Source organism: Nonomuraea salmonea, from assembly GCF_042428605.1.
Taxonomy (GTDB): domain Bacteria; phylum Actinomycetota; class Actinomycetes; order Streptosporangiales; family Streptosporangiaceae; genus Nonomuraea; species Nonomuraea salmonea.
On sequence record NZ_JBHMCF010000011.1, the window covers coordinates 1,048,942 to 1,073,116 of the forward strand.

The window sequence follows — 24,175 nt, forward strand, 5'->3', positions numbered from 1 at the left end:
TGTTATGCCGCTCATGCCAGGCGCGGAGCCCTACCACCATGATGCAGGCCCGGTGGGCGTGCTGTTGTGCCACGGGTTCACCGGCACGCCGCAGTCGCTGCGGCCGTGGGCCGAATACCTGGCCGGCCACGGGCTCAGCGTTTCGCTGCCCCGCCAGCCCGGTCACGGCACCAGGTGGCAGGAGATGAACCGCACCCGCTGGGAGGACTGGTACGCCGAGGTGGAGAAGGCGTTCGCCGATCTCCAGGGCCGCTGCGCGGAGGTGTTCGTGGCGGGGCTGTCACTGGGTGGCTGCCTCGCGCTGCGACTCGCCGAGGTGCACGGCGCGGCGATCAGGGGCGTGATGGTCGTCAACCCCTCGATCGCGCTCGACGTGCCGCTGCTGAGGCTGGCTCCGCTGCTCAAGTGGTTCGTCGCGTCCGTGCCAGGCGTCGCCAACGACGTCAAGAAGCCCGGCGTGACGGAGCTGGCCTACACGCGCACCCCGGTCAAGGCGGCGGCCTCGCTGCCGGGCCTGTGGTCGCTGGTGCAGGCCGACCTGGCGAAGGTGACACAACCGCTGCTGGTCTTCCACAGCACGGAGGACCACGTGGTGAAGCCGACGAGTGTCGCGATCATCCGCGCGAAGGTCCCGCAGGCCACGATCGAGGAGCTTACCGATAGCTACCATGTTGCGACGCTGGACAACGATGCCGACAGGATCTTTGCCGGGAGCCTCGACTTCATCCGGACACATGCCTCGGTACCCTTGCAGAGGGACTGATCGCACCCAGGGGGAAGTCGCGATCGCTGCGGAGAGGCCCATCTAGGTGACGCCCCAGAGTGACGAGGACGAGGTCTGGCGGCAGATCGTCGCGTCCTTCAACGACACAGCCGAGCGCGATTCGGCCGACCAGCCATGGCCGGACAGCGAAAACCTCCCCGCCGAGCCGACCCGCCGGGTGGTCAAGCCGCCCGAGGGCGAGCCGGGCGAGGACGACGACCTGCCGCGCGACGGCGCCGACGACAGCACGGGCGAGGGCTCCGAGGACGAGGAGGCGGAGGAGGGCCACTTCGTGCCTCCGCCGCCGCCTCCGCTGCCCAAGCTCGACCTGGTGACCAAGCTGGCGTGGGTCGCCCTGTTCGGCGGTCCCGCCTATCTCCTGGTGGCGGCCATGGCGAGCTGGCACATGGAGGGGTGGGCGCTGTTCACGGCGGTGGCGGCGTTCATCGGCGGGTTCGTGGCGCTGGTCGTGCGCATGGGCGACGGCCCGCCCAACGACTCGGGCTGGGACGACGGCGCCGTCCTGTGAGCGCTGAAGGGGTGCGGGCCCGGGGCTAGGACTTCTGGGTGCTGGTCCTGGGCACGAAGGACTCCACCACGTCGGTGTACTGGTCGTCGGGGTCGACCGCGTGGCCGACCGCCCACACCGTGCCCTTGCCCGCGAGGTAGGTGACGGCCTGCAGGCGTACGCTGTCGCGGTCTTTCTGGGTGGCGCCGCGGATGATCGTGCAGGAGCCCTTCTCGCAGCGCAGCATGAACGGCACGGCGGCGTGGGCCGGGTCGTAGCCGGTCATCCAGTAGCGGCCCTTGCCGTCGCCGGTGACGCCGTAGAGCCTGGCCTCCGACGTGCCGGGCAGCCGCAGGCGGCTCCAGCGCTTGCCGTTCCAGACCAGCGCGAGCGGCGAGATGTCGCCGGGGCCGCGGTAGACGCCGCCCACGGCCACCGCCCGCTTGGAGCTGTCGACCTGGATGTCGCGCAGGTAGCCGCCGGGGACGGAGGGCAGCGTCATCGACTTCCACGAGCCGCCCGAGTAGTGGACGACCAGCGGTCTGGTGCCGGTGTCGCCGACCGCGAACCCGCCGGAGACCGCGTAGAGGGCGCCCTTCTCCTTGGTCTGCTGCACGCTCCAGGTGTTGCCCTGGCCGGTGAGGATGAGCCCGTTCTTCTCGCGGCTGCCGACGGCCACGACGCGGCCCGGCTTGGCGTCGATGCCGCCGAGCCAGTCGCCGGCGCGCAGCCCTGGGGGCCTGACCCGGTCGAACCCGGCCGTGTCGCCGTGGGCGAGGTAGGGCAGGCCGTCGTGCCCGTCGCCGACCGCCCAGACGTCGGAGGCCGACGCGGCGGCCAGGCTGCGCAGGCTGCCCGCGGCCGTGGCGTCGCGGATGCCGATCTCGGCCCACCTGCTGCCGTTCCAGTGGCGGATGGTGCCGCGGTTCTTCCAGACGTCCCAGATCTCCTGCTGGCCCACCGCCCAGACGTTGTCGGCGGTGATCGCGAGCACGTCGGACAGCGAGCCGTCGGCCTGGAGGCGCACGCTGGTCGACTGCTGCCACGCTTCGGCGGCGGGCCGGGGATCGGCATGCGCGGCGGGCGTGACCTGCGTCAAGGCCACGGACGTCGCCAAGATCAGAGAGAGCGCACGCCGCTGAGAGCGACGGGTCATGAGGGAAATGCTACGGGTTCACGCGCCTATCTTGCCCGTTAGTGCCCAACTCTCAACTCCGCCACGACCGGGAAATGGTCACTCGCGCCCGCCTGATCGGTGCCGTTGAGCGGCACTCCGCACGACACGACGGCGATCTCGCGGGCGGCGAACACCGCGTCGATGCGCCGGCGCGGGCGCGGTGACCTGAACGTCGGGCCGCCGCCCGCCGGCGCCTCGGCGTGGCAGTCGGCCAGCCGCGCCGCCAGGTGGCGCCAGGCCGGCTGGTGGTCCTGCTCGTTGAGATCGCCGCCGAGCACGATGGAGGCGTCGTACCGGGCGGCGGCGTCCTCCATGAGAGCGATGATCTCCTCGACGTGGTACGCCCGCGCCGCCTCGTCCAGGTCGAGATGGAACGACCCCGCCACCAGCCGGCCCTCGTCCCCGATCGGCTCCACGACGGCCAGGGCGAGGGCGCGGCGCTCCAGCCGCCGGAAGGGGCGCAGCGCGTGGTGCTCGGCGTGCAGCACGCGCATGCCAGGCCCGGTGAGCACGGCGACGCCGCCCACCCTGCCGTGGGTGGCGACGGCGAGCCCCGCCGAGGCGGCCAGCGCGCCCCTTCTGGCCCGCCATCGCACGAACTTCGGCACCTCCTGCACGCACAGCACGTCGGCGCGCAGCGCGACGACGACCGGCGCGAGCGCGGCGAGCCCGGCCCGCATCCCGTGCAGGTTGTACGTCCCGACCCGGACGTGCACAGGAAGCGTCACAAGTCGCCGCCGGGCCCTGGCATCACGGATCGCCGGGCCCCGCCGACCGGCCAGGCGGCCACGAGTCGCCGGGCCCCGGCACCGGCTGGGGAGGTCGTCACCGGCCGCAGGGGCTAGCGGCGGCGGGCGAGGTCGGCGGCGCCCACGACGCCGGCCGAGGCGCCCAGCTCGGCCAGGCGGATCTCGGCCAGAGGGCGGTGTCCGCGGCCGGTGAGCCGTTCGGCGAACGCCTCCCTGGCGCGGTCGATGAACAGGTCGGCGGCGCGGGACACGCCGCCGCCGACGATGAAGCAGCCGGGGTCGAGGATGGAGGCGAGGTCGGCCATGCCCTGCCCGAGCCAGTCGGCCAGGTTGGCGAAGGCGGCCAGGGAGACCTCGTCGCCGAGCCTGGCGGCCTCGGTGACCTCTTCGCCCTCGATCTTGCCGCCGGCCAGCCCGAGCAACGTGGCGGCCCGCTCCGGCTGCGCGTCGGCCAGCTCTCTGGCCTCCTTGACCAGGGCCTGGCCGCTGGCGTACTGCTCCCAGCAGCCGATGTTGCCGCAGCCGCACTCGCGCCCGCCCGGCTGCACCTGCATGTGGCCCAGCTCGGCGCCCATGCCCCAGCGGCCGCGGTAGAGGGCGCCGTCGAAGACGAGCCCGCCGCCGATGCCGGTGCCGAGGGTCAGGCAGACGACGTGGGACTGCCCCCTGCCCGCGCCGAACCTGGTCTCGCCCCAGGCCATGGCGTTGGCGTCGTTCTCGATGACGACCGGCAGGCCGACGAGGCCGCTGATCTTCTTCTGCAGCGGCTCCTCGCGCCAGGCGAGATTGGGCGCGAAGCGGATGACGGACCGGCTCTCGTCGACGAAGCCGGCCGCGCCGACCCCGACCGCCTCGACGTCCCGGCCCTCGGACAGCTCGCGAACGACGTCGGCCACCGTCTCGGCCACCTTGTCGGGGCGGTCGGCGGCGGTGGGCCTCAGCGTGTGGTCGACGATCTCGCCGTTGTCGTCGACCACACCGGCGGCCACCTTCGTCCCGCCGATGTCGACACCGATCGTGAGCATTGCCGCGTGTCTCCCTATCCCAGATCTATGTGTTGAACGTTGTCGCGACTGTCGCGACTGTCGCGATGGTCACGGTCCTCGCGCTGCGTGTCGCGCCGGTCACGGGGCCCGCGGGGGGCGGGCTTGCTCAGCGCGTCGAGCGCGCCTCGGAAGGCGGCGAACAGCTCACCGCCGGCGGCCACCAGGTGGCCGGTCACGTCGCCGCCCGACTCGCGCTGCGCCGCGATCGCCCGGCACACCGGGCAGGCCCGGCAGATGTACTCGTCGTGGGACTCGGAGACGGCCTCCTCCCACACGTCGCGCTCCCTGCGGGAGCGACCGCCGACCGCGCCGGACAGCGAGCCGGTGAAGGAGTCGAACACGCTCTTGCCGACCTGGCGGGTGGCCCGGCCCTGAAGCGACTCGAACAGCTTGCGCGCCTCGTCGGCCACCGTGCCGATCGGGTCCCTGTCGGCCTGGCCAGGGGTCTCCCGCCCGGTCTCCCTATGGGTGTCCCTATGGGCGTCTCTGCCGTTCCTGTCACTGTTGTCGCTCATCCTGGTCCTCCAAGCTCGTGGGGTCGCTCATCCATTCAACTCATCAGGTCGCGGATTCGCTCCCTCGGCGGACCACGTGACGCGAAGCACACCGTCGCGCAGCGCCGCTCCGCTGATCTCCCTGCGGGCCAGCGCCGCGGGAAGGGCCAGGATCCTGCGGTACGGGCCCGCCGTGACGATCAGCTCGTCACCCTTGCGGGCCAGGTCGACGTTCTCCCGGTCGGCGCCGGGCAGGGCCAGCTCCAGCTCGTCGGCGCTCATGCGCAGCGGCGGGCGTACGGAGTGGGCGGCGAACGGGTCGGCGTCGCCGTACATCGCGGCGCCCACCTCGGCCAGCGCGTCCTTGCCGACGGGCTCGGCGGGCAGGTAGGGCACGACGTGGACGGGCAGCGGCGCGAACGACTGCTCGGCCTCGGCCAGCAGCCTCGACTGCGCCTCCACCCATCCGTTGCGCCACGCGTCGGCGCCGTCGCCGCCGGGGAAGACCCGGTTGGCGATGACGGCGTCGACGCGGTAGCCGTACAGGCTGAGTGAGGTCAGGGTGCGCCTGGCCTCGGCCAGCACCACCGACTCGGGGGTGAGCACGAGCCGCACGGAGGCGTGGTCGCCGGTGAGCAGCTCGCGCACCTCCATCAGGCCGCGGTGGAAGCGCTCGCCCGCGTTCATGACGTCGTCGCCGGGCGCGCTGACGCGGGCCACGCCGCGGACGAACGGCGAGACCAGCTTCAGCACCCGGCGCCCGACCGGCATGAGCCGGTTGACGTGCCAGTCGAGCGCCTCGGGCAGCGCCAGCAGCCGCAGCGTCTCCGCGGTGGGGGCGCAGTCGACGACGATGACGTCCCAGCAGCCGTCGCGGGCGTGGCGGCGCAGCTCCAGCAGGGCGATCAGCTCTTCCGCGCCCGGCAGGACGGTGATCTCCTCGGAGGTGATCTCGTCGAGGCCCAGCTCGGCCAGCACGCCCCGCGCGTAGTCGCGCAGCTCGCCCCAGTGGCGTTCCATCGACTTCTGCGTGTCCACCTGGTGCAGGTGCAGGCCGGGCGCGATCTCGCCGGGCTCGGCGGCGAGCGCGTCGGCCAGCGAGTGGGCCGTGTCGGTGGACACGATCAGCGTCTTCAGCCCGCGGCGGGCGGCCAGCGTGGCCGTCGCGGCAGCGGCCGTCGTCTTGCCCACCCCGCCCTTGCCGGTGAAGAGCAGAACCCGCGGGTGCACCTCAGCGGCCTTCGACGCGCTTCTTGAGGCCCTTGAGCGCGGTGTCCACGATGACCTTCTCGGCCTTGCGCCTGATCATGCCGATCATGGGGACGCTGAGGTCGACCGTCAGCTCGTACGTCACGTCGGTGCGACTGCCCGAGTCGGAGAGCCGGTAACTTCCGCGCAGGTCGGAGACCATCTTGCCGGGCTCGACGACCTGCCAGCTCACGCCCTCGTCGCCCTGCCAGGTGTAGCCGAGCGTGTAGGTGTCGCTGATCGGCCCGGCGTCGAGAGTGAACCGCACGGTGCTCGGCCGGCCGGCGTCGTCGCTGGTCAGGACCTCGGCGCTCTTGACCTGGCCGGCCCATTGGGGGTAGCTGGGGAAGTCGGCGATGACCGCCATGACGTCGGCGCGCCCGGCGCCGATCGTGGTGCTCGAAGTGGTCCGATCAGCCATGGCGACCACGTTAGTGCACAAACCGCCGGTGGCGGCGTAAGGGCCCAGATCACCATTCGAGGACGTACGGGACGCCCCTGCTGCGGAAGTGGCCCACGTTCACGCACTCGGTGCGGCCCACGCGGGCGCGCGCGTGGAGGGGATTGTGCACGTGGCCGAACAGGGCGTAGCGGGGCTGGGTGCGCCTGATCGCCTCCAGCGTGGCCTCGCTGCCGCGCTCGAACCGCCTGGCCACCACGTCGTAGAGCAGCTCGGGCAGGGCGGGCGGGATGTGGCAGCACAGGACGTCGACCTCGCCGACGGCCTCGACCTTGGCGGCGTACTCCTCGTCGCTGATCTCGTGCGGCGTGCGGTATGGCGTCTTCAGCCCGCCGCCGACGAACCCGAACCGCAGCCCGCCGATCTCCGCCACCTGCCCGTCGAGCACCTGGTGGCCCGGCCTGACGTAGTCGGACCACAGGCGCGGCAGGTCGACGTTGCCGTAGGTGAGGTAGGCGGGGGTGGGCATGGCGGCGAACAGGGCGGCGTACTGGGCGCGGACGTTGCGCTCGATGTGCTCGCGCGGGTCGCCGTCGAGCGTCGCCCACAGGCGCGCCGACATGGCCCTGGCCTCGTCGAAGCGCTTGGCCGTGCGCAGCGCGATGAACTGGGTGGCGTTGTCGGCGCCGAACAGGTCGGCGAAGATGCCCTGGGCGTGGTCGTCGTAGTCGACGAACAGGATGAGGTCGCCGAGGCAGATCAGCGCGTCGGCGCCGTCACCCGCCTTGGCGAGCGCGTCCGCCCTGCCGTGGACGTCGCTGACGACGTGGACCCTCATGGGGCAGATCCTATGCGCGGCCGCCGCCGCACCGCAGGACGGCCTTCGGCTTGCTAGCGTGTGAAACGCCCTTCATAACGCCTCAATGACGGAGCTACCGGCGCGTAACTTCAGGCGGTAACGTCCAGGCGGAGTCCGAAGAGGAGTTGAGTTCGTGCGCGAGTACAGCGTCCCCGTCCTGGTCGATGTGCCTGCCTCCGCCGGCCTGGCCGACACCGTCTTCCGGCGCGCGGAGCAGGAGCCGGGCGTCGTGGTGATGCGGCGCAAGGCCGAGTCGGGCTGGCCGGTGGTGACCGCGGCCGAGTTCCGCGACCAGGTGGTCGAGGTGGCCAAGGGCCTGATCGCGGCCGGCGTCGAGCACGGCGACCGGGTCGCGCTCATGTCGCGCACCCGCTACGAGTGGACGCTCGTCGACTACGCCATCTGGACGATCGGCGCCGTCACCGTGCCGGTCTACGAGACCTCCTCCGTCGAGCAGATCAGGTGGATCATCGCCGACAGCGCGGCCAAGGCGGCGTTCGTCGAGCTCGACGCGCACGAGCAGGCCGTCAAGGAGGCCGCGCCCGAGCTCAAGGCGCTGTGGCGGGTGGACGGCACGCTGGAGACCGGCGGCGTCACCGAGGCCGACGTCGAGGCGCGCAGGAAGCAGGTCACCTCCGCCGACCTCGCCACCGTCGTCTACACCTCGGGCACCACCGGGCGGCCCAAGGGCTGCCGCATCACGCACGACAACCTGCTGTTCACCGCACTCAACGTGCTGCGCGGCCCGCTCGAGCCGATGTTCGCCCGCAAGGAGCCGGCCGCGCTGCTGTTCCTGCCGCTGGCGCACATCTTCGCCCGGATGATCCAGGTGGTGCTCATCGAGGCGGGCGCGATCATGGCGCACACGCCCAACATGAAGAACGTCGCCCCCGACCTGCAGGACTTCCAGCCGACGTTCCTGCTGGGCGTGCCGCGCGTGTTCGAGAAGGTCTACAACGCCGCCGAGCAGAAGGCGATCTCCGGCGGCAAGGGCAAGATCTTCGCCCGCGCGGCCGACGTCGCGGTGGCCTGGAGCAAGGCGGAGAGCTCGGGCGGCGCGCCGCTCGGGCTGCGGCTGCAGCGGGCGGTGTTCGACAAGCTGGTCTACGCGAAGCTGCGCGCGGCCACCGGCGGGCGGCTGTCCGCCGCGGTCAGCGGCGGCTCCGCGCTCGGCGACCGGCTCGGCCACTTCTTCCGCGGCGTCGGCATCGAGGTCTTCGAGGGGTACGGCCTCACCGAGACCTCCGCGCCCGTCTCGGTCAACATGCCGGGCGGCAACAAGATCGGCACGGTCGGCAAGCCGCTGCCCGGCGTCACGCTGCGCATCGACGACAACGGCGAGATCCTCGCCAAGGGCCGCAACGTCTTCCACGGCTACTGGAAGAACGAGGAGGCCACCGCCGAGGTGATCGACGCCGACGGCTGGTTCCACACCGGCGACGTGGGCGAGCTCGACGCCGACGGCTACCTGCGCATCACCGGGCGGATGAAGGAGATCCTGGTGACGGCGGCCGGCAAGAACGTCGCGCCTGGCCCCCTTGAGGACGCGCTGCGTGCCCACCCGCTGGTCTCCCAGGCCATGATCATCGGCGACGGGCGGCCGTTCGTCGCCGCCCTGATCACCCTCGACCCCGAGGCCCTGCCGGAAGGCGCCACCGTCGCCGCCCTCAAGTCCGACCCCGAGGTGCTGGCGCAGATCCAGGGGGCGGTCGACCGGGCCAACGCGATGGTGTCGAAGGCCGAGCAGATCAAGAAGTTCGTCATCCTCGACGCGGACATCACCGAGGAGAGCGGCCACCTCACGCCGACCCTCAAGGTCAAGCGGAACCTGGTGATGCGCGACTTCGCCGGCGAGATCGAAGCGCTCTACGACTCCCGATCGTAGATACGTCAGCCGAGTGCCTCGCCGACGCCTTCAACGTCGCCGGTGCCGCCCTCGATGGCGACCTCCTCCGCCGTGCCGGTGGCGGGGTCGTGGACGGTCACGGTCAGCGGCGGGGTGTCCCTGGGGCGGCCGAAGACCAGCTTGGAGCCGTAGAAGGCGACCGGCCAGTTGCCGCCGGGCAGCGTCGGGACGACCTGGTCGCGTACGCCCTCCTCGTCGTCCGGCACCAGCACCACCGCCGAGTCGCCCCACGCCACCGCCAGGCGGCCGTCCGGTGAGACCGCCAGCGCCGACAGGGAACCGGCGCAGGCCTGGCAGGAGACGGTCCTGACCGGGCCGGAGGTGCCGTTGACCTGGAGGGTGCCGCAGCGGGGCGCGGTGACCGCCCATCGGTCGCCGGGCAGGTGCGCCACGGCCGCCCCGTAGGCGCACTCCTCCGATGCTCCGTCGAACTTGAGTGCCTGGTAACGCTCCGCCCGTACCTCGTCGATCAGGGTGACGGAGCCCGCGTGGCCCGCTCCCCCGCGCCCGAGCTGCTGGCCCGTGCCGTCCTTGCGCTCGTCGGGGGCGCCGACGAGCAGGCGCAGCCGCCCGTCCGGCAGGGGGCCGAGCGCCAGGGAGTGGCCGAAACGGTCGCCCATTTCGCTGTTGCCCGGTACGCCCTCGGTCTCCTGGCTGATGCGGCGGGCGTCGGCCCCCTCGGGGAAGACGTACACGGCTCCCGCCGCGCGGGCGCCCCGCTCCTCCTCTAGGGGCGCTCCGACGGCGATGGTGCCGCCGTACGCGGCGACCGAGCTGCCGAACCTGGCGTTCTCCTGGGGTTCGGGGGCGACGAGCTTGCGGTGGGGGCGGGTGCCGCCGCCGTACAGGACGTAGACCGCGCCGGCGCCGCCCTTCCCGTCCACCTTCGTGTACGGCGCTCCGACGACGAGGTCGGCGCAGCCGTCGGCGTCCACCCGTGTCAGGGCCACCGACGACCCGACGGCGTCGGCGGCCTCGTCCTGGATGGTCAGAGGCACGAGCCTGCCGGCGGTCAGCAGGGAGACCTGGCCGCCCGACAGCATCCTGTTCCCCACGGCGACGTCGTCCCGGCCGTCGCCGTCGAAGTCCCGCGGCCCGGCCTTCGTGCAGTCGGGGGCGGCGGCGCGCTGCGACGGCCCGGACGTGGCCGCGCCCTTCGACGGCTTGGGCGTGGCCGCCGGCTCCGGCCCTCCTGAGGCGCATCCGGCCGCGCCCGCGAGCACCGCCACAGCCGTCAGAACCACGGGCACAGGTCGCCAGAACATAGGCGAATTATTCCGGACACGACCTGCTAGGGCGCAGGTTGTCATGAAAACGGGCGTTGACAGTCCGAAAAGGGGCCTTTTCGATGAAGGAAAGTGCGCAAAGTCGGGGGAATTCCGGCAAGGAGGCACCCACATGGACCAACCATCGCCGATCTCCCGCCGCAACCTCATCTTAGGAGCCGCCGCCTTCGGCGTCCCCGCCGTCCTGGCCGGCTGCGGCTCGGACGCCCCGTCACCGACAGGTCAGGGCGGCGGCGGACTGGGCACGGTCACCATCGGCTCGAACGCCTCCGACGAGATCCCCAAGAAGACGCTGGACACCGTGGTCAAGGGCTTCACCCAGGCCACGACCAGGATCAACACCGTCGACCACAACACCTTCCAGGAGAACATCAACCGCTACCTGCGCGGCACCCCCGAGGACGTGTTCACCTGGTTCGCCGGGTACCGGATGCAGTTCTTCGCCGAGCAGGGCCTCGCGGTGGACATCTCGGACGTGTGGCAGGAGATCGGCGGCGACTACACGCAGGCGTTCAAGGACCAGTCGACGGGCGTGGACGGCAAGCAGTACTTCGTCCCGTTCACCTACTATCCGTGGGCGGTGTTCTATCGCAAGAGCCTGTGGCAGGAGCGGGGCTACGAGCCGCCCGCGACGCTGGACGAGTTCACCGCGCTGGCCAGGAAGATGAAGGCGGACGGCATCGTGCCCATCGCGTTCGCCGACAAGGACGGCTGGCCCGCGATGGGCACGTTCGACATCCTCAACATGCGGATCAACGGCTACGACTTCCACATCTCCCTCATGGCGGGCAAGGAGTCGTGGACCGACCCCCGGGTCAGGCAGGTGTTCGACACCTGGCGGGGGCTGATGGAGTTCCACCAGCCGGCCGCGCTGGGCCGTACGTGGCAGGAGGCCGGGCAGTCGCTGGCACAGAAGAAGACCGGGATGTACCTGCTCGGGATGTTCGTCGCCCAGCAGTTCCCCGAGGCCGACCGGGACGACCTGGACTTCTTCACCTTCCCCGAGATCAACCCGGCGTACGGCACCGACTCGATCGACGCCCCCATCGACGGCTACATGATCTCCGCCAAGGCCAAGAACGTGGCGGGCGCGAAGGCCCTGATCAAGCACTTCGCGCAGGCGTCCTCCCAGAACGTCGCCACGAAGCTGGATCCCGGCACGCTGGCCGCCAGCTCCAAGGCCGACACCTCCGGCTACAGCGCGCTGCAGAAGCGCGGCGCCGAGCTGGTGTCGAAGGCCACGCACATCGCGCAGTTCCTCGACCGCGACACCCGGCCCGACTTCGCCTCGACCGTGATGATCCCGTCGTTGCAGACGTTCGTCGGCGAACCCAACGAGATCGACCCCTTGCTGGCCGCCATCGAGAAGCAGAAGGCGAACATCTTCCGCTGATGGCCACCAAGACCCGTCGCTACTCCGCCCGCGACGTGACCATCCTGGTCATCGGGCTGGGGGTGGCCATCGTCGTCAACGTGGGCCTCGTCTGGGGGCCCACGCTGGCCTCCGTCTGGCTCTCCGGCACGAGCTGGAACGGCATCGGGCCCATCGAGTGGGTGGGCGGGGAGAACTATCACGACCTGGCGGCGGAGTATCCGCCGTTCTGGTCGGCGGTCCGCAACAACGTGCTGTGGCTGGGCTTCCTGGGGCTGGTGGCGACGCCGTTCGGGCTGTTCTGCGCGGTGCTGCTGGACCGGCGGCTGCGGCTGTCGCGCTTCTACCAGAGCGCCCTCTACATGCCGGTCGTGCTCTCGCTGGCGGTGGTGGGGTTCATCGCGCAGCTCGTCTACTCCTCCGACTACGGCGTGCTGAACGCGGTGACCGGGCTGAGCGTGGACTGGCTGGGCGACCGCGCGGTCAACATCTGGGTCGTCATGGTGGCGGCGGCGTGGCGGCACGTCGGCTACGTCATGATCATCTATCTGGCCGGGCTCAAGGCGGTCGATCCCGCGCTGAAGGAGGCCGCGGCCATCGACGGGGCGAACGAGCGGCAGGCGTTCTTCCGGGTGGTGTTCCCCACGCTGCGCCCGGTCAACGTGATCGTGCTGGTGATCACGGTCATCGAGGCGCTGCGGGCCTTCGACATCGTCTACGCCATCAACAAGGGCAGGAACGGGCTGGAGCTGCTGTCGGTGCTGGTCACCGAGAACATCGTGGGCGAGGCCAGCAGGATCGGGTTCGGCTCGGCGATCGCGGTGATCCTGCTGGTGATCTCGCTGGGGTTCATCGTCACGTACCTGTCGCAGCTGTTCAGGGAGGAGCGATGAGGTGGCGGCCGCTGCGGGTGCTGCTGCACGCCTTCCTCGCCCTGGTGGCCCTGGGGTGGCTGCTGCCGCTGGTGCTCGCCGTGTACGCCTCGCTGCGGCCGTACGAGGAGACCGCCCGCCTCGGCTACTTCTCGCTGCCGGAGAGCCTGACGCTCACCTACTACGCGGAGGCGTGGACGCAGGCCGAGCTGCCCCGCTACTACCTCAACACGCTCTACATCGTGGTGCCCGGCGTGCTGGTGACGCTGCTGATGGCCTCGTTCACGGCGTTCGCGATCGCCCGGCTGCGCATCCCGGGGCGCAGGACGCTGCTGATCGTCTTCACCGCGGGCAACCTGCTGCCGCCGCAGGTGCTCATCACCCCGCTCTACACCCTCTACACGCTGGTCCCGCTGCCCGCGTGGCTGTCGGACTCGCAGTCGCTCTACGACTCCCACCTGGGGCTGATCCTCATCCACGTGGCGTTCCAGTTCGGCTTCTGCGTCTTCGTGCTGGCCAACTTCATGCGCACGATCCCCGAGGAGATCTCCGAGGCGGCGCTGGTGGACGGCGCCGGGGTGTGGCGGCGCTACTGGACGCTGACGCTGCCGCTGTGCCGGCCCGCGCTGGCGGCGCTCGGCACGCTGCAGTTCACCTGGATGTACAACGACTTCCTGTGGGCGCTGGTGCTGATGTCGTCGGGCGACAAGCTGCCGGTCACCTCGGCGCTGAACAACCTGCGCGGCCAGTTCTTCACCGACTACAACCTGCTGGCCGCCGGGTCGATGCTGGTGGCGCTGCCGACGCTGATCGTCTTCCAGCTCCTGCACAAGCAGTTCGTGGCCGGGCTCACGCTGGGCTCGACGAAGGGGTGAGAGTCACAGCAGGGCGCGGAAGCGGGCGGCGACCTCGTCCCAGGTCCACTCGCCGGTGATCCAGTCGCGGCCGGCCGCGCCCATCTTGCGGGCCTTCTGGGCGTCGGTGAGCAGCTCGACGACGGCCTGCGCGATCTCGCGCGGGTCCTCGCCGTCGACGACCAGGCCGGTCTCGCCGGATCGTACGGCGTCGGGGGCCCCTCCCGACCGGCCGGCCACCACCGGCAGGCCGGTCGCGGACGCCTCCAGGAACACGATGCCGAGGCCCTCCACGTCCACGCCTCGTAGCCGGGTGCGGCACGGCATCGCGAAGACGTCCGCCGCCGCGTAGTAGCCGGGCAGGTCGGCGGCGGGGACCGTGCCGGTGAACCTGATCGACTCGTGCCCGCCCGCCAGCCGTTCCAGCCGCCGCCGGTACGGACCGCCGCCCACCAGCAGCAGCACCGCGTCCGGCACCGAGCGCAGCACCTGCGGCCAGGCGGCGATGAGCCGGTCCTGGCCCTTGCGCGGCACCAGCCGCGACACGCACACCACCACGGGCCGCTCCCCGAGGCCCAGCCGGGCCCTGACCGGCGCGCCCGCCCCGGGCTGGAACTGCTCGGCGTCCACGCCGGGCGCGAGCCTGACGAGCTTGCCCGGCGGGATGACGGGGGCCAGCCTGGCGCGGGTGTACTCCCCCAGGTACGTCACCACGTCCGCGTGCCCGCCGATCCTGCGCAGCACCGAGCGGAAGCCCGGCGCGCTCGCCCACGACGCCTCGTGGCCGTGGGTGAGCATCACCACCCGCTCGGCGCCCGCCCCGCGCAGCCGCGGGGCGAGCAGGCCGAGCGGCGCCGCCGCCCCGAACACCACGGTCCGCACGCCGTGCGCGGCCACCAGCCCGGCCGCCGTGCGCGCGACAGCCGGGACAGGCAGCATGAGCCGGGTGGGGTGCCGCACGACGCGGAACGGCTGGCGCCGGTCGAACTCGGCGCTGCCCGGCCAGGCGGGGGCGTAGACCGTCACGCCTGGCGTGCGCAGCGCGAGCCCGTGCACGAACGACTGGATCCCGCCCGTGCGGGGCGGGAAGTCGTTCGTGACGAAGAGCACGGCGGAAGGTGTCACGGGATGGGCACGCCGTTCAGCCGGGCCCATGTGCGGGCCATGGCGATGCGCTCGGGACTTGACGGATGGGAGGCATAGAGCACATATTCCACCGCATTTGGCGTCAAGTCGGAAATGTTGGTTGTTGCCAGGCGTTTTTGCATGGCGATGAACGTGGCCGGATCCCGCGTCAGGTCCAGCGCGTGCACGTCGGCCCTGGCCTCGATGTGCCGGCTGATCAGGTTCTGGGCCGGGCCCAGCAGGAACCCGCCGATCGTCATCAGCCCCAGCAGCGCGCCGACCGCCCGCGGATCGGTGATCGAGGTGACCTTCGTCCGCCGCCGCAGCGGGTCGAACACCAGGTAGAGCAGGATCGCGCCGAACGCCGAGCCGAGCGCGCCGATGAGCGTGCCGTGCAGGACGTCGTCGTACTTGGCGTGGCCCAGCTCGTGCGCCACGACCAGCTCCACCTCGCGCTGCGGGGCCCGCAGCAGCGTGTCGTAGACGACGATGCGGCGGGTCGCGCCGAAGCCCGACACGTACGCGTTGAGCGCCGTCGTCCTGCGTGAGGCGTCGGCCACCAGCACGTCCTCCACCGGCACGCCGTCGCGCGCGGCCAGGTCGAGCAGGTTCGTCCGCAGCGCGCCCTGCTGCATGGGGGTGAACTCGTTGAACAGCGGCTCGAACACCACCGGGTAGACGAACGAGGCCGCCACCGTGAACGCGAACGCCCCCAGCGCCGCCGGGATCCACCAGCGCCGCACGTGGCGGGCCAGCGCTACCAGGACCAGCAGCATGAGGCTGAGCAGGACCGTCTCCACGCCCAGGTTCTTCAGCCGGTCCGCCGTCCAGCCGGCCCAGTCCTGGGTGGACAGGCCGTACTCGCGCAAGATCGTCTCGAACCACATGCCGAGCGGCCACCTGAGCGCCTCGACGATCGCGGTGATCACCACGGTGCCGATGATCACCCGCAGCCACCACGGGCCCTTCAGCACGCCCAGCACCTTCGCCCCGAACGGGGTCGCCACCAGCAGGCCGGCGAAGATGAGGGTGAGCGCGAGCGAGAGATAGCTCGGCAGGCTCGTCGCCGCGTCGAACGCCTCTCCCCTGGCGATCTGGGCGGCGGTGAAGTCGCGCGCCGGGTCGGGCGGGCCGCCCGTCAGGACGTGCCACGGCGTGGTGAACGCGGCCACGGCGAGGATCACGATGCCCAGCAGCGCCAGCGCCACGCCCGCCTGACGGCGCAGCGCCGGCGTGGTCACCCCCCGCTCGTCCATCCCCGCACCCTTCCCCCCGCCCCCGGCGCCCGCAGCGCCCGCGCCATCCGGCCCGCCGCCCCGGTCCTGTCCGCGCTCCTCACCGCCGCCCCCGGCGCCCGCGCCGTCCGGCCCGCCGCTGCGGGCCTTGCCCTCGTTCGGCCCGCTGTTCGCCGGATCGCTCGCGGCTGGTTCCGTGGCCGGTGAGCTCGGGGCGCCCACCGCTGTCAGGGCGCCCTCCGCTTCTCGGGTCTCCTCCTCCGGGGCGTGGTTCGTCTCCCGGTCGTCCGGGTCTTGTCGTTCGCTCATCTGCCTCCCCTTCATACGAGCTGATCCCGCACGTACGCGCGCCACCGCGCGGTCAGCGTCGCGACGGAGAGCCCGAGCGCGGCGAGCGCCCGATCGGCCCCGTCCACGCGGGCCGCACGGTAGAGCCTCACCAGGGTCCCCTCACCGAACCGGTCAGCGAGGAAGCGACACGCCAGCCACGCCTCCTGGTACGCCCGCGCGAGCCCGGCCGGGTCACCCCCGTCCGCCGCGAAAGCCGCAGGTCCGGGCAGAACGGTCGGGAGGCGCCCGGCGCGCACCTCGGCGGCCAGCTCGGCGGCGGCCGTCGCCACGGGCAGTCCGGCGTCGCGGTAGGCGACGTAGTCGGCGAAACCCTCGTACAGCCAGACGGGCAGATTGTCGGTGCCGGCGACGACGTGGGTGAGCTCGTGGGCGAGGACGACGTCCCTGCCGACGGGGTTGAGGGTGGCGAACGCCTCGGGGACGACGATCACCCGCGCGCCGTCGGCCACCGCCGCGAGCCCGTCCACCCCGCCCACCCGGGCCAGGCGCGCGGCCTCACGGGCGCCGGCCGGGACGACGATCAGGGGGCGTACGGAGCGGGCGAGCACCGCCGACACCCTCCGGCCCGCCGTATCGGCCCTGCGCGCCAGCTCGTCGAGCCCCGCGGCGTCGTGGCCCACGACCGTGGACCACCGGCCGCGGCGTACGACGTGGAGCCCCGGCCACAGGTCGCGCGCCTGCGCAGGCAGGACGGGCGCGTCAGGCAGCGGAGCGGCGGCCGAGACGGCGAGGAGCACCAGCCCGGTCACCGCGGCTCGTCGGCTCACCTGCTCGGACACAGTGCCCGATCGTATGCGCTGCCTTGCGGGTCAAGGGTCGGGAACGCGAGAGCCCCCGTACGCACCCCACGAGTCGAAGCTCGGGAACGCGAGAGCCCCGTCCGGATCGGGGAGGATCCGGACGGGGCTTCTTCACACGCCGGGACGGACGGCGCCGACGAAGGACGACCTTCGCCATCCGCTCAGCTTGTCGATGCGTACCCGTTCACCTGTCCGCGGTGAATGGATCATCTTGCCCTTGCCGACGTACATGCCCACATGGCCGAGCCCGTTGAAGAACATCAGGTCACCTGGCTTGAGATGGCGCCAGGAGACCTTCTTCCTCGTGCGGGCGAACTGGCTGTTCGTCACGCGCGGGAGTTTGACGCCGGCCTTCTTCCAGGCGAACTGGACGAGGCCTGAGCAGTCAAACGAACCAGGTCCTGTGCCCCCGTAACGGTACGGGTCACCGATCTGCTTCTTGGCCACGGCGACGGCCTTGCCGGCCCTCGCCTTCTGCCGGGCGGCTTTGGCGGCCTTCTTACGGGCCTTCGCCGACGCCGTGGTGCGGGCGGTGGTCGCCGCCTTCACCGTCGTGCCGGCCGCCGCACTGGTCTCGCGGGTCGTCGCCGCCTGAGCTGCCGGAGCATGGAGGACCATACCTCCGGCCGTCACGGTCATCGTGAGTGCGACACCACTCAGGGCAAGGCGGGACAGGCGGGGGTTCTGCAGGGAGTTAGACAGGATTTCTCCTTGTGTCTTCCACGAACGCCTACCGGGTTAGCTGACGGATTCGGGCGTGGAAGTCGCCCTACGGCGCGATGGGCGCGCCGATTCACCCCTGATCCCTTGGGGAACGTGGGATCGCTGGGTCCCCGGCTCCGTGCCTCCTGGCTGCACGGATTCGGCAGGTCGGCACCCCGATCAGAAGTGCGATGGGGATATCAGGGCCGACCGGCGGATTTTTGTCTGTCTCACATCGGGAGGGACCGATGCCGGTTCGCGGCGACATGGCTTGTTCACCGCGACGACGCCAGAAGCTACGCCGAAGGGTCAAGAATCTGCAAAGCGTGAATGGCCCTGTAAAGATCGGATAGCGGGATTTGTCAGACTTGAAACCCCTGCTGGAACCCCAGGTCTTGTGACCAAAATGTGACCTCACTCACACTTGCTTTCCCGGGCTTTTGTCAGGTCCCAGCAGTCACATGAGTCACAGCAGTCACAAACGCGAACACCCTTCTCGCCCCCGCTGGCCGGCCGGACGCGAGGGACGCTCACCCCGAAAAATCCACCCTTTGTACGACTCGCCCTAGTAGTGACCGATCAGGAGGTCACGCCCGTCGAAGCACGCCGATCAAGGACCTTGGCAACTATCGATCTTCGTAGATGAGCTGCGACATGGATCACAGCCGAGCGGCCACCGCTTGCGCAGAGTGCTGATGCTGAACGCGACCGCGATGAGGGGCGTGCGGAACGGCGAGCGCCAGGAGCCGACGCCAGGCCGGAACCCCCGCTGTCACGCAGTAAGCCCCGGCGGCCGGATCGCCCGGAGCCGGAAGCTGGATGCCGGGGGCCGGGGGCCAGGAGCCGGATGGCCGGCTACGGGCGGATGGCGCCGACGAGGTTGCGGCCGTAGGCGGAGAGTTTGACGACCTTGACGACGTCGCCGGTCTGCGGCGCGTGGACGATCTGCCCGTTGCCCGCATAAATGCTGACGTGTCCCAGGCCCTCGGAGAAGATGAGGTCGCCGGGCTGCAGCGCGTCCAGGGAGACCCGCCGGCTCTGGCCCCAGGCCCACTGCTGCCACGTCGTCCGGGGCAGCGAGACCCCGGCGGCCCGCCAGGCCGCCTGCGTGAGCCCCGAGCAGTCGTACCCGCCGGGCCCGGTGCCGCCGAACACGTACGGCTTGCCGACCTGCGCGTACGCGAACCGCAGCACCGAGGCCGCGCTCCCCGACGCCGGCCCGGTGTACTTGATGCCGGTGCTGTTGGGGTTGCCCGGGTTGTACGCCCCCAGCTTCTTCAGCAGCTTCTTCTGCTGCGCGACCAGCTTGAGGATCTCCGAGCGTTCCTTCTGTACGGCGTCGCGTTCCTTGTCGGCGGCCTTGAGCGCCTTCTGCGCCTTGTCCCGCTCGATCTTCAGCCCCCGGTTCTCCCGGTCGAAGGCGGCGAGCTTCTGCAGGCGTTCCTGGGAGAGCTGCCCGGCCACGGCGAGCCCGGACAGGCGGCCCTGGGGGTCGTTCGAGCCGAAGATGCCGGGCCATGAGGTGATGTCCTCGCCCAGCTTGTAGCTGTCGACGGCCATGCCGGCCACCTGGGCGCGCAGGTCGGCGACGGTGGCCAGCTTGCGCTTGTAGCTCGTGTCGAGCGAGGAGTAGGTGCCCTTGGCCTTCTTGTAGCGCTCGGTGGCGGTGTTGTACCGGTCGACGACCTTGTCCGCCTTGTCGTTGAGCTTCTCCAGTTTGGCCTTCGCCTGGGCCAGCGTGGGCTGGGGATCAGCGAGAGCCGCTCCCATCGGAGTCAGCATCAGTCCGAACGCGAGACCCGCGGCCATCGGCACCCGGCCAAACCTCACTGTATCGCCCTCCCCAGGATTTACATCTGGGGCGAAATAGTACAGAAGTGGCGGGTGAGCTAGTGCTAAACCTACCAATTCGTAACTTAGGCGCGACTCAGTCGGCGCAGCAGCAAACCAGACGGAACGGGTCTGGCTCCCATCCGGCGTACGGACTCGGCCACCTCGCGGTCGGACGAGACGACGGCGATGGCCCGGCCCGGCGGCTCGGCGCGGACGAGCTGGCGGATCAGGTCGTCGGCGATCTCCCCCGGCGCGCTGAACAGCACCCGCACCCCCCGCGGCGCCACCACCTGCACCGGCGCGTTGAGCTCCGCCCCGTCGAAGACCACCGTCACCTCGACGCGGGTCTGGGCGACGAGGCCGCCGAGCCCGTTCATGAGGCGGGTGCGCTGGTCGGCGAGGGTGAGCGTGCCGTAGCCGGTCTTGGTGACGTTGTAGCCGTCGATGATGAGGTGCACCTGCGGCAGCGCGAGGAGCTGGTCGAGCAGCTGCGGGTCGTCGTCGGCCAGCGCGCGGGCGGGCACGCCGCGGACGTTGGGGCGCTCGCCGGTGACCGCCGCGACCGAGTCGGCGGGCCGGCTGATCGTGGTCGGCAGCGCCAGCTCCCGGCGCAGCCCGGCGGAGGCGTCCTGGAGGGCGTCGAGCAGCACGCGGATGCGGGCGTCCTCGATGCTCCTTCCCTCGCGGGCGGCCCGGCGCGAGGCTTCGAGCTGCTTCTCCACGTCGGCGAGGCGCTCGCGCAGCCGCCGCAGCTCGGCCTCGGCGCCGCTGCCCGCGTGGGAGGCGGCGGTCCTGGCCTCCTCGGCGGCGTGCTCCATCTCCTCGGCCCGCCGCACCGCCGCTTTGGCCCGCTCGCGGGCGTCGTGGAGCTTGCGGCGCAGGTCGGAGTTCTCCGCGCGGGCCGCCTTGAGCTGCTCGCGCAGCCGGTCGGCCTCCTCCTTGGCGGCGGTCTTCTGGGCGGCGAGCTGCTCGCGCAGGCGGGCGACCGCCTCCTCGCGCTCGGAGCCCTCCGCCGCCACGGCCGAACGTTCGAGGTCGGCTCGGGCGGTTTCGATCATTTCCGCCCAACCCGGCGGCCGGGTCAGATAGGCTGCCGCCGCCACCAGCACGGGATCGGCCGCCGGTGGCACGTTGCCCTCGGCCAGTGCGGAGACCAGCTCGGGCCAGCCCGCGGCGACGGACTCGGCGACCAGCTCGCGGAACTTCTTGTCGTTCTCGAGCTGCGCCGCGATGGGCGCGCCGCCGAGTTTGGCGCGTTTGCGGGGGTCGAATTTGGCGATGCCGCGCAGGGGTGGCGGGATCGTCGCGGTCGGCACCGTGCCGAGGACCTGCGACGCCAGATCGACGACGTTGAGCCGCACCTGCTCGGGAAGCGGGCGAGACAGGCCTTCACCCGCTGAACTCATCCCACTTGTCCCTTCGTGACATGCCCTTTCAGACAAGGGTACGGCTGTTGCGTACCTGACCGTAACGGCCACCCGCTTGTGGACAAGCGCTTGCTAGGCGGTATACGACTGTCGCAGGACTCGTCTCCCCCCGGGAGGTCCACCGTGGCCGAGCAGCTTCGTACGTCCACCCGCGACCTGGCCGAACTGCGGGAACGCGCCACCGCCTGGCTCCGTGCCAAGGTCGGCGCGAGCGCGTCGGTGTCGGAGATGTCCAGGCCTGCGGAGAACGGGCTGTCCAGCGAGACCCTGTTCTTCTCCGCCACCTGGGACGGCCGCTCCACCCGCTGCGTGGCCCGCCTGGCACCTGCGCAGGAGGCCGTTCCCGTCTTCCCCTCCTACGATCTGCGCACGCAGTTCGAGCTGATGCGCCTGGCCAGGGAAAAAGCTGGGATCCCAGCGCCGAGGGCCCTCTGGTTCGAGCCCGACCCGGCGCCGCTGGGCACGCCGTTCCTGGTCATGGAGCGGGTGGACGGTGAGGTGCCGCCGGACGTGATGCCGTACACGTTCGGGGGATGGCTCTACGACGCCTCCCCCGCCGACCGGCGGCGGCTGCAGGACGCGAGCGTCGGGATCCTCGCGGCGCTGCACCGTACGGCGTTCACGCCGGCCGAGCTGGCCCCGCTCGGACCCGCCGGGCTGCGCGCGCACGTCGCGGCGCAACGGGCCTACTACGAGTGGGCGCACGGCACGTACCGCATCCCGCTGCTGGAGCGCGCGTTCGACTGCCTGGAGGCGCACTGGCCGAAGGAGCCCGGCCCCGACGTGCTGAGCTGGGGCGACGCCAGGATCGGCAACATCATCTACCGGGACTTCATGCCCGCCGCGGTGCTCGACTGGGAGATGGCCGCCGTGGGACCGCCCGAGCTGGACGTGTCCTGGATGATCTTCCTGCACCGCTTCTTCCAGGACCTCACCGTGGGCGGTGGCCTGCCCGGCATGCCGGGCTTCATGCGCAGCGCCGACGTCTGCCGCACCTACCGCGAGCTGACCGGGTACGAGCCCCGCGACCTGGACTTCTACGAGCTGTACGCCGCCCTGCGGCACGGCGTCGTGATGGCCAGGGTCTGGCGGCGGCGCATCCACTTCGGCGAGCAGGCCATGCCCGACGACCCGGACGACCTGGTGCTGCACCGCGCCACCATCGAGCGGTTGCTGGCGAGCTACGAGGTGGCGTCGTAGACCAGCAGCGCCACCTGCACCCGGTTGTTGAGGTCGAGCTTGGTGAGGATGCGCGAGACGTGCGCCTTGACCGTGGGCACGCTCATGAACAGCTCGCGCCCGATCTCCGCGTTGGACTTGCCCTGCCCGACGGCCATCGCCACCTCGCGCTCGCGCTCGCTGAGGCGGGCGAGCAGCTTCCTGGCCCGCTGGGTGCGGTCGCCGGCCCCGCCGTCGGCCCCTCTGTCGGCCACATGGCTGATGAGCTGGCGCGTCACCGCGGGCGACAGGATCGGCTCGCCCGCCGCGACCTTCCTGATGGCCGCCACCAGGTCGACCGGCGCGATGTCCTTCAGCAGGAACCCGGCCGCCCCGGCCCGCAGCGCGCGCAGCACTTGCGCGTCGGCGTGGAACGTGGTCAGCACCACCACCTCGGGCGGCGCGGACGTGCGGCGCAGCGCCTCGGTGGCGGTCAGCCCGTCGACGCCGGGCATGCGGATGTCCATCAGCACCACCCGCGGCCGGTGCTCGGCGACCAGCGGCGGCACCTCGGCGCCGTCGGCGGCCTCACCGACGATCTCGATGTCGCCGGCGCCGCCGAGGATCATCGACAGCCCGGCCCGCACCATCGGGTCGTCGTCGACGATGAGCACCCTGATCGGGCCGTCCTGGTCGGCTGTGGTCATGGAACGTCCTCCCGCGTCGTCTCCAGCGGCCACGGCAGCCAGGCGCGTACCACGAACTCCCCCTCCGGCGTCGCGCCGTGCTCCAGCCGGCCGCCCGCCAGCTCGGCCCGCTCGGTCAGCCCGATGAGCCCGGCGCCCGCGCCGGGCAGACGGGCCCCGGACGGGCGGACCGGGCGTGCCCCGAGCGGGTTGCGCACCTCGACCGACAGCTCCTCGCCGCGCTCGCCCGCGACGACGACGCTCACCGGGACGTCGCCCGCGTGCTTGCGCGCGTTGGTCAGCGCCTCCTGGACGATGCGGTAGAGGTTACGGCCCTGCCCGTCGGGCACGTCGCCGGCCCGCAGGTCGAGCCGGACGTCCATGCCCGCCTGCCGGCACTCCTCCACCAGCGCGGGCAGGTCGGCCAGCGTGGGCTGCGGCCGGTCGGGCACGACGTCGGCCTCGGGGCCCGCGTGCCGCAGCACGCCGATCACCTCGCGCAGGTCCTGCAGCGCCTGGTGGGCGCTGGTCCTGATGGCACCCGCCACCCTGGCGATCTCCGCGGGCGGCGCGTCGGGACGGAACTCCAGCGCGCCCGCGTGCAGGCTGAGAATCGAGATGCGGTGGGCCAGCACGTCGTGCATCTCCCTGGCGATGCGCTCGCGTTCGAGCTGCTTGGCCTGCTCGGCGGCGCTGTCGGCGCGCTGCCTGAGCGACCAGACGAGCTGCCGCCGCGCCCTGACCACGATGCCCCACGCGAACACCATGAGCACGACCGTCACGCCCAGCGCCACCGCCCATGCCCGCTCGTCGTCGTCCTCCGGGCGCAGGGCCACGAAGGGGACGAGGGTGAGGAAGTTGAGCAGCGCGACCGGCCCCGAGATCTTCAGCGGCCGGTGCACCGCCACCGTGAACAGCGCCACCACGCACGCCCCGCCCACCAGCTCCAGATAGGACGACAGCAGCGCGGTGGTCACCGACAGCGCCACCGGCCACCGGCGCCGCAGCCACACCGCCACGCACGCCAGCGCCCCCGTCACCTGCTCCAGCGCCATCAGCGGGTCGGGCTCGGGCTTCTTGTCCAGCTCGACGAGCGACAGGTAGGTGATGAGGCAGGCGGCCAGGAACATCAGCGTGTCGACGATCCAGTCGCGGGTGGAGCGGCGCACGCGCCCGCCCTCACGGGCGTCGCCCAGCAGCACCGACGGCAGCGCCCACCGGTATTCGTGGGCGGGCACGCCGTCTCCCCGCAGTTCCGTCACGTTCATCGAGGTTAGGCCCTACGCGAGGTACGGCGACAGCGACCAAAGTCGATGCCGTGCGA

The 24,175-nt window shown here is 71.5% G+C and carries 23 protein-coding genes and 1 riboswitch; of the genes, 7 read left to right on the forward strand and 16 right to left on the reverse strand.

Features of this window, described 5'->3' with window-relative positions; genetic code table 11:
- Positions 1 to 4: 4 nt before the first annotated feature.
- Positions 5 to 763 carry an alpha/beta hydrolase gene (locus ACFFR3_RS15220; RefSeq protein ID WP_345401101.1) on the forward strand — a complete coding sequence of 253 codons (759 nt, stop codon included), beginning with the start codon at positions 5 to 7 and terminating at the stop codon, positions 761 to 763.
- Positions 764 to 809: 46 nt separating this feature from the next.
- A complete protein-coding gene (locus ACFFR3_RS15225; RefSeq protein ID WP_345401098.1) occupies positions 810 to 1,292 on the forward strand; it encodes a hypothetical protein in 483 nt (160 codons plus the stop codon).
- Positions 1,293 to 1,317: 25 nt separating this feature from the next.
- On the opposite strand, the gene ACFFR3_RS15230 is transcribed toward ACFFR3_RS15225, so the two are convergent.
- The 7 genes from ACFFR3_RS15230 to ACFFR3_RS15260 all read right to left on the reverse strand — a co-directional run bounded on the left by ACFFR3_RS15230 (position 1,318) and on the right by ACFFR3_RS15260 (position 7,223).
- Positions 1,318 to 2,427, reverse strand: coding sequence for a hypothetical protein (locus ACFFR3_RS15230; RefSeq protein ID WP_364373893.1), 1,110 nt, complete (start codon positions 2,425 to 2,427; stop codon positions 1,318 to 1,320).
- A gap of 38 nt (positions 2,428 to 2,465) precedes the next feature.
- The gene (locus tag ACFFR3_RS15235; protein WP_345401092.1) at positions 2,466 to 3,164 is read right to left on the reverse strand and encodes an endonuclease/exonuclease/phosphatase family protein; all 699 of its coding nucleotides are present in this window, start codon (positions 3,162 to 3,164) and stop codon (positions 2,466 to 2,468) included.
- A 125-nt stretch (positions 3,165 to 3,289) separates the two neighbouring features.
- Positions 3,290 to 4,222 (reverse strand): ROK family glucokinase, encoded by a 933-nt coding sequence (locus tag ACFFR3_RS15240; RefSeq protein ID WP_345401089.1) that lies wholly within the window; start codon positions 4,220 to 4,222, stop codon positions 3,290 to 3,292.
- 14 nt (positions 4,223 to 4,236) lie between these two features.
- Positions 4,237 to 4,758: a DUF5304 family protein gene (locus ACFFR3_RS15245; protein WP_345401085.1), complete on the reverse strand. Its 522-nt coding sequence runs from the start codon at positions 4,756 to 4,758 to the stop codon at positions 4,237 to 4,239.
- 27 nt (positions 4,759 to 4,785) lie between these two features.
- Complete coding sequence (locus ACFFR3_RS15250) at positions 4,786 to 5,967, reverse strand: ArsA family ATPase (protein WP_364373900.1); 1,182 nt, start codon at positions 5,965 to 5,967, stop codon at positions 4,786 to 4,788.
- A gap of 1 nt (position 5,968) precedes the next feature.
- Positions 5,969 to 6,406, reverse strand: coding sequence for an SRPBCC family protein (locus ACFFR3_RS15255; protein ID WP_379483301.1), 438 nt, complete (start codon positions 6,404 to 6,406; stop codon positions 5,969 to 5,971).
- A gap of 49 nt (positions 6,407 to 6,455) precedes the next feature.
- Entirely contained in the window at positions 6,456 to 7,223 is a 768-nt protein-coding gene (locus tag ACFFR3_RS15260; protein WP_345401079.1) for a metallophosphoesterase family protein, read from the reverse strand.
- Positions 7,224 to 7,377: 154 nt separating this feature from the next.
- Here ACFFR3_RS15260 and ACFFR3_RS15265 point away from each other — a divergent pair, with 154 nt between their 5' ends.
- A complete protein-coding gene (locus tag ACFFR3_RS15265) occupies positions 7,378 to 9,129 on the forward strand; it encodes an AMP-dependent synthetase/ligase (protein WP_364373907.1) in 1,752 nt (583 codons plus the stop codon).
- A gap of 5 nt (positions 9,130 to 9,134) precedes the next feature.
- Here the strand turns inward: ACFFR3_RS15265 and ACFFR3_RS15270 are convergent, their stop codons facing one another.
- Positions 9,135 to 10,415 carry a hypothetical protein gene (locus ACFFR3_RS15270; protein WP_379483302.1) on the reverse strand — a complete coding sequence of 427 codons (1,281 nt, stop codon included), beginning with the start codon at positions 10,413 to 10,415 and terminating at the stop codon, positions 9,135 to 9,137.
- Positions 10,416 to 10,548: 133 nt separating this feature from the next.
- Here ACFFR3_RS15270 and ACFFR3_RS15275 point away from each other — a divergent pair, with 133 nt between their 5' ends.
- From ACFFR3_RS15275 to ACFFR3_RS15285, 3 genes are read left to right on the forward strand one after another with little or no spacing between them, the layout of a single operon-like run.
- Complete coding sequence (locus ACFFR3_RS15275; RefSeq protein ID WP_379483303.1) at positions 10,549 to 11,829, forward strand: ABC transporter substrate-binding protein; 1,281 nt, start codon at positions 10,549 to 10,551, stop codon at positions 11,827 to 11,829.
- Positions 11,829 to 12,701 (forward strand): carbohydrate ABC transporter permease, encoded by an 873-nt coding sequence (locus tag ACFFR3_RS15280; RefSeq protein WP_379483304.1) that lies wholly within the window; start codon positions 11,829 to 11,831, stop codon positions 12,699 to 12,701. The genes ACFFR3_RS15275 and ACFFR3_RS15280 overlap by 1 nt, the downstream gene beginning before the upstream one ends.
- A complete protein-coding gene (locus ACFFR3_RS15285) occupies positions 12,698 to 13,555 on the forward strand; it encodes a carbohydrate ABC transporter permease (protein WP_345401065.1) in 858 nt (285 codons plus the stop codon). Before ACFFR3_RS15280 ends, ACFFR3_RS15285 begins: the two co-directional genes overlap by 4 nt.
- 3 nt (positions 13,556 to 13,558) lie before the next feature.
- Here the strand turns inward: ACFFR3_RS15285 and ACFFR3_RS15290 are convergent, their stop codons facing one another.
- From ACFFR3_RS15290 to ACFFR3_RS15315, 6 genes are all read right to left on the reverse strand, one after another.
- Positions 13,559 to 14,689 (reverse strand): glycosyltransferase family 4 protein, encoded by a 1,131-nt coding sequence (locus ACFFR3_RS15290; RefSeq protein ID WP_345401062.1) that lies wholly within the window; start codon positions 14,687 to 14,689, stop codon positions 13,559 to 13,561.
- Complete coding sequence (locus ACFFR3_RS15295) at positions 14,656 to 16,203, reverse strand: M48 family metallopeptidase (RefSeq protein ID WP_379483305.1); 1,548 nt, start codon at positions 16,201 to 16,203, stop codon at positions 14,656 to 14,658. The genes ACFFR3_RS15290 and ACFFR3_RS15295 overlap by 34 nt, the downstream gene beginning before the upstream one ends.
- Positions 16,204 to 16,214: 11 nt before the next feature.
- Positions 16,215 to 17,024 carry a gluzincin family metallopeptidase gene (locus ACFFR3_RS15300; RefSeq protein ID WP_345401054.1) on the reverse strand — a complete coding sequence of 270 codons (810 nt, stop codon included), beginning with the start codon at positions 17,022 to 17,024 and terminating at the stop codon, positions 16,215 to 16,217.
- Between the two features lie 132 nt (positions 17,025 to 17,156).
- The gene (locus tag ACFFR3_RS15305; RefSeq protein WP_379483306.1) at positions 17,157 to 17,663 is read right to left on the reverse strand and encodes a C40 family peptidase; all 507 of its coding nucleotides are present in this window, start codon (positions 17,661 to 17,663) and stop codon (positions 17,157 to 17,159) included.
- Between the two features lie 94 nt (positions 17,664 to 17,757).
- Positions 17,758 to 17,923: riboswitch (cyclic di-AMP (ydaO/yuaA leader) on the reverse strand.
- A gap of 679 nt (positions 17,924 to 18,602) precedes the next feature.
- Entirely contained in the window at positions 18,603 to 19,517 is a 915-nt protein-coding gene (locus tag ACFFR3_RS15310) for a C40 family peptidase (protein WP_364373930.1), read from the reverse strand.
- 146 nt (positions 19,518 to 19,663) lie between these two features.
- Positions 19,664 to 20,986, reverse strand: coding sequence for an NYN domain-containing protein (locus ACFFR3_RS15315; RefSeq protein WP_364373933.1), 1,323 nt, complete (start codon positions 20,984 to 20,986; stop codon positions 19,664 to 19,666).
- Between the two features lie 144 nt (positions 20,987 to 21,130).
- Here ACFFR3_RS15315 and ACFFR3_RS15320 point away from each other — a divergent pair, with 144 nt between their 5' ends.
- The gene (locus ACFFR3_RS15320) at positions 21,131 to 22,207 is read left to right on the forward strand and encodes a phosphotransferase family protein (protein WP_379483307.1); all 1,077 of its coding nucleotides are present in this window, start codon (positions 21,131 to 21,133) and stop codon (positions 22,205 to 22,207) included.
- Here ACFFR3_RS15320 and ACFFR3_RS15325 read toward each other — a convergent pair.
- Positions 22,189 to 22,872, reverse strand: a complete 684-nt coding sequence (locus ACFFR3_RS15325) for a response regulator (RefSeq protein ID WP_345401032.1) — start codon at positions 22,870 to 22,872, stop codon at positions 22,189 to 22,191. The genes ACFFR3_RS15320 and ACFFR3_RS15325 overlap by 19 nt on opposite strands.
- Positions 22,869 to 24,113 carry a sensor histidine kinase gene (locus ACFFR3_RS15330; protein ID WP_364373942.1) on the reverse strand — a complete coding sequence of 415 codons (1,245 nt, stop codon included), beginning with the start codon at positions 24,111 to 24,113 and terminating at the stop codon, positions 22,869 to 22,871. The genes ACFFR3_RS15325 and ACFFR3_RS15330 overlap by 4 nt, the downstream gene beginning before the upstream one ends.
- Positions 24,114 to 24,175 lie beyond the last annotated feature (62 nt).

Excerpts from the sequence above, each read along its gene's own strand:
- ACFFR3_RS15230 (WP_364373893.1), bottom strand. The coding sequence starts at position 2,427 with ATGACCCGTCGCTCTCAGCGGCGTGCGCTCTCTCTGATCTTGGCGACG.
- ACFFR3_RS15240 (WP_345401089.1), bottom strand. The coding sequence starts at position 4,222 with ATGCTCACGATCGGTGTCGACATCGGCGGGACGAAGGTGGCCGCCGGT.
- ACFFR3_RS15290 (WP_345401062.1), bottom strand. The coding sequence starts at position 14,689 with ATGGGCCCGGCTGAACGGCGTGCCCATCCCGTGACACCTTCCGCCGTG.
- ACFFR3_RS15280 (WP_379483304.1), top strand. The coding sequence starts at position 11,829 with ATGGCCACCAAGACCCGTCGCTACTCCGCCCGCGACGTGACCATCCTG.
- ACFFR3_RS15220 (WP_345401101.1), top strand. The coding sequence starts at position 5 with ATGCCGCTCATGCCAGGCGCGGAGCCCTACCACCATGATGCAGGCCCG.
- ACFFR3_RS15245 (WP_345401085.1), bottom strand. The coding sequence starts at position 4,758 with ATGAGCGACAACAGTGACAGGAACGGCAGAGACGCCCATAGGGACACC.
- ACFFR3_RS15285 (WP_345401065.1), top strand. The coding sequence starts at position 12,698 with ATGAGGTGGCGGCCGCTGCGGGTGCTGCTGCACGCCTTCCTCGCCCTG.
- ACFFR3_RS15260 (WP_345401079.1), bottom strand. The coding sequence starts at position 7,223 with ATGAGGGTCCACGTCGTCAGCGACGTCCACGGCAGGGCGGACGCGCTC.
- ACFFR3_RS15295 (WP_379483305.1), bottom strand. The coding sequence starts at position 16,203 with ATGAGCGAACGACAAGACCCGGACGACCGGGAGACGAACCACGCCCCG.
- ACFFR3_RS15315 (WP_364373933.1), bottom strand. The coding sequence starts at position 20,986 with ATGAGTTCAGCGGGTGAAGGCCTGTCTCGCCCGCTTCCCGAGCAGGTG.
- ACFFR3_RS15305 (WP_379483306.1), bottom strand. The coding sequence starts at position 17,663 with ATGGTCCTCCATGCTCCGGCAGCTCAGGCGGCGACGACCCGCGAGACC.
- ACFFR3_RS15275 (WP_379483303.1), top strand. The coding sequence starts at position 10,549 with ATGGACCAACCATCGCCGATCTCCCGCCGCAACCTCATCTTAGGAGCC.
- ACFFR3_RS15310 (WP_364373930.1), bottom strand. The coding sequence starts at position 19,517 with ATGGGAGCGGCTCTCGCTGATCCCCAGCCCACGCTGGCCCAGGCGAAG.
- ACFFR3_RS15255 (WP_379483301.1), bottom strand. The coding sequence starts at position 6,406 with ATGGCTGATCGGACCACTTCGAGCACCACGATCGGCGCCGGGCGCGCC.
- ACFFR3_RS15325 (WP_345401032.1), bottom strand. The coding sequence starts at position 22,872 with ATGACCACAGCCGACCAGGACGGCCCGATCAGGGTGCTCATCGTCGAC.
- ACFFR3_RS15270 (WP_379483302.1), bottom strand. The coding sequence starts at position 10,415 with ATGTTCTGGCGACCTGTGCCCGTGGTTCTGACGGCTGTGGCGGTGCTC.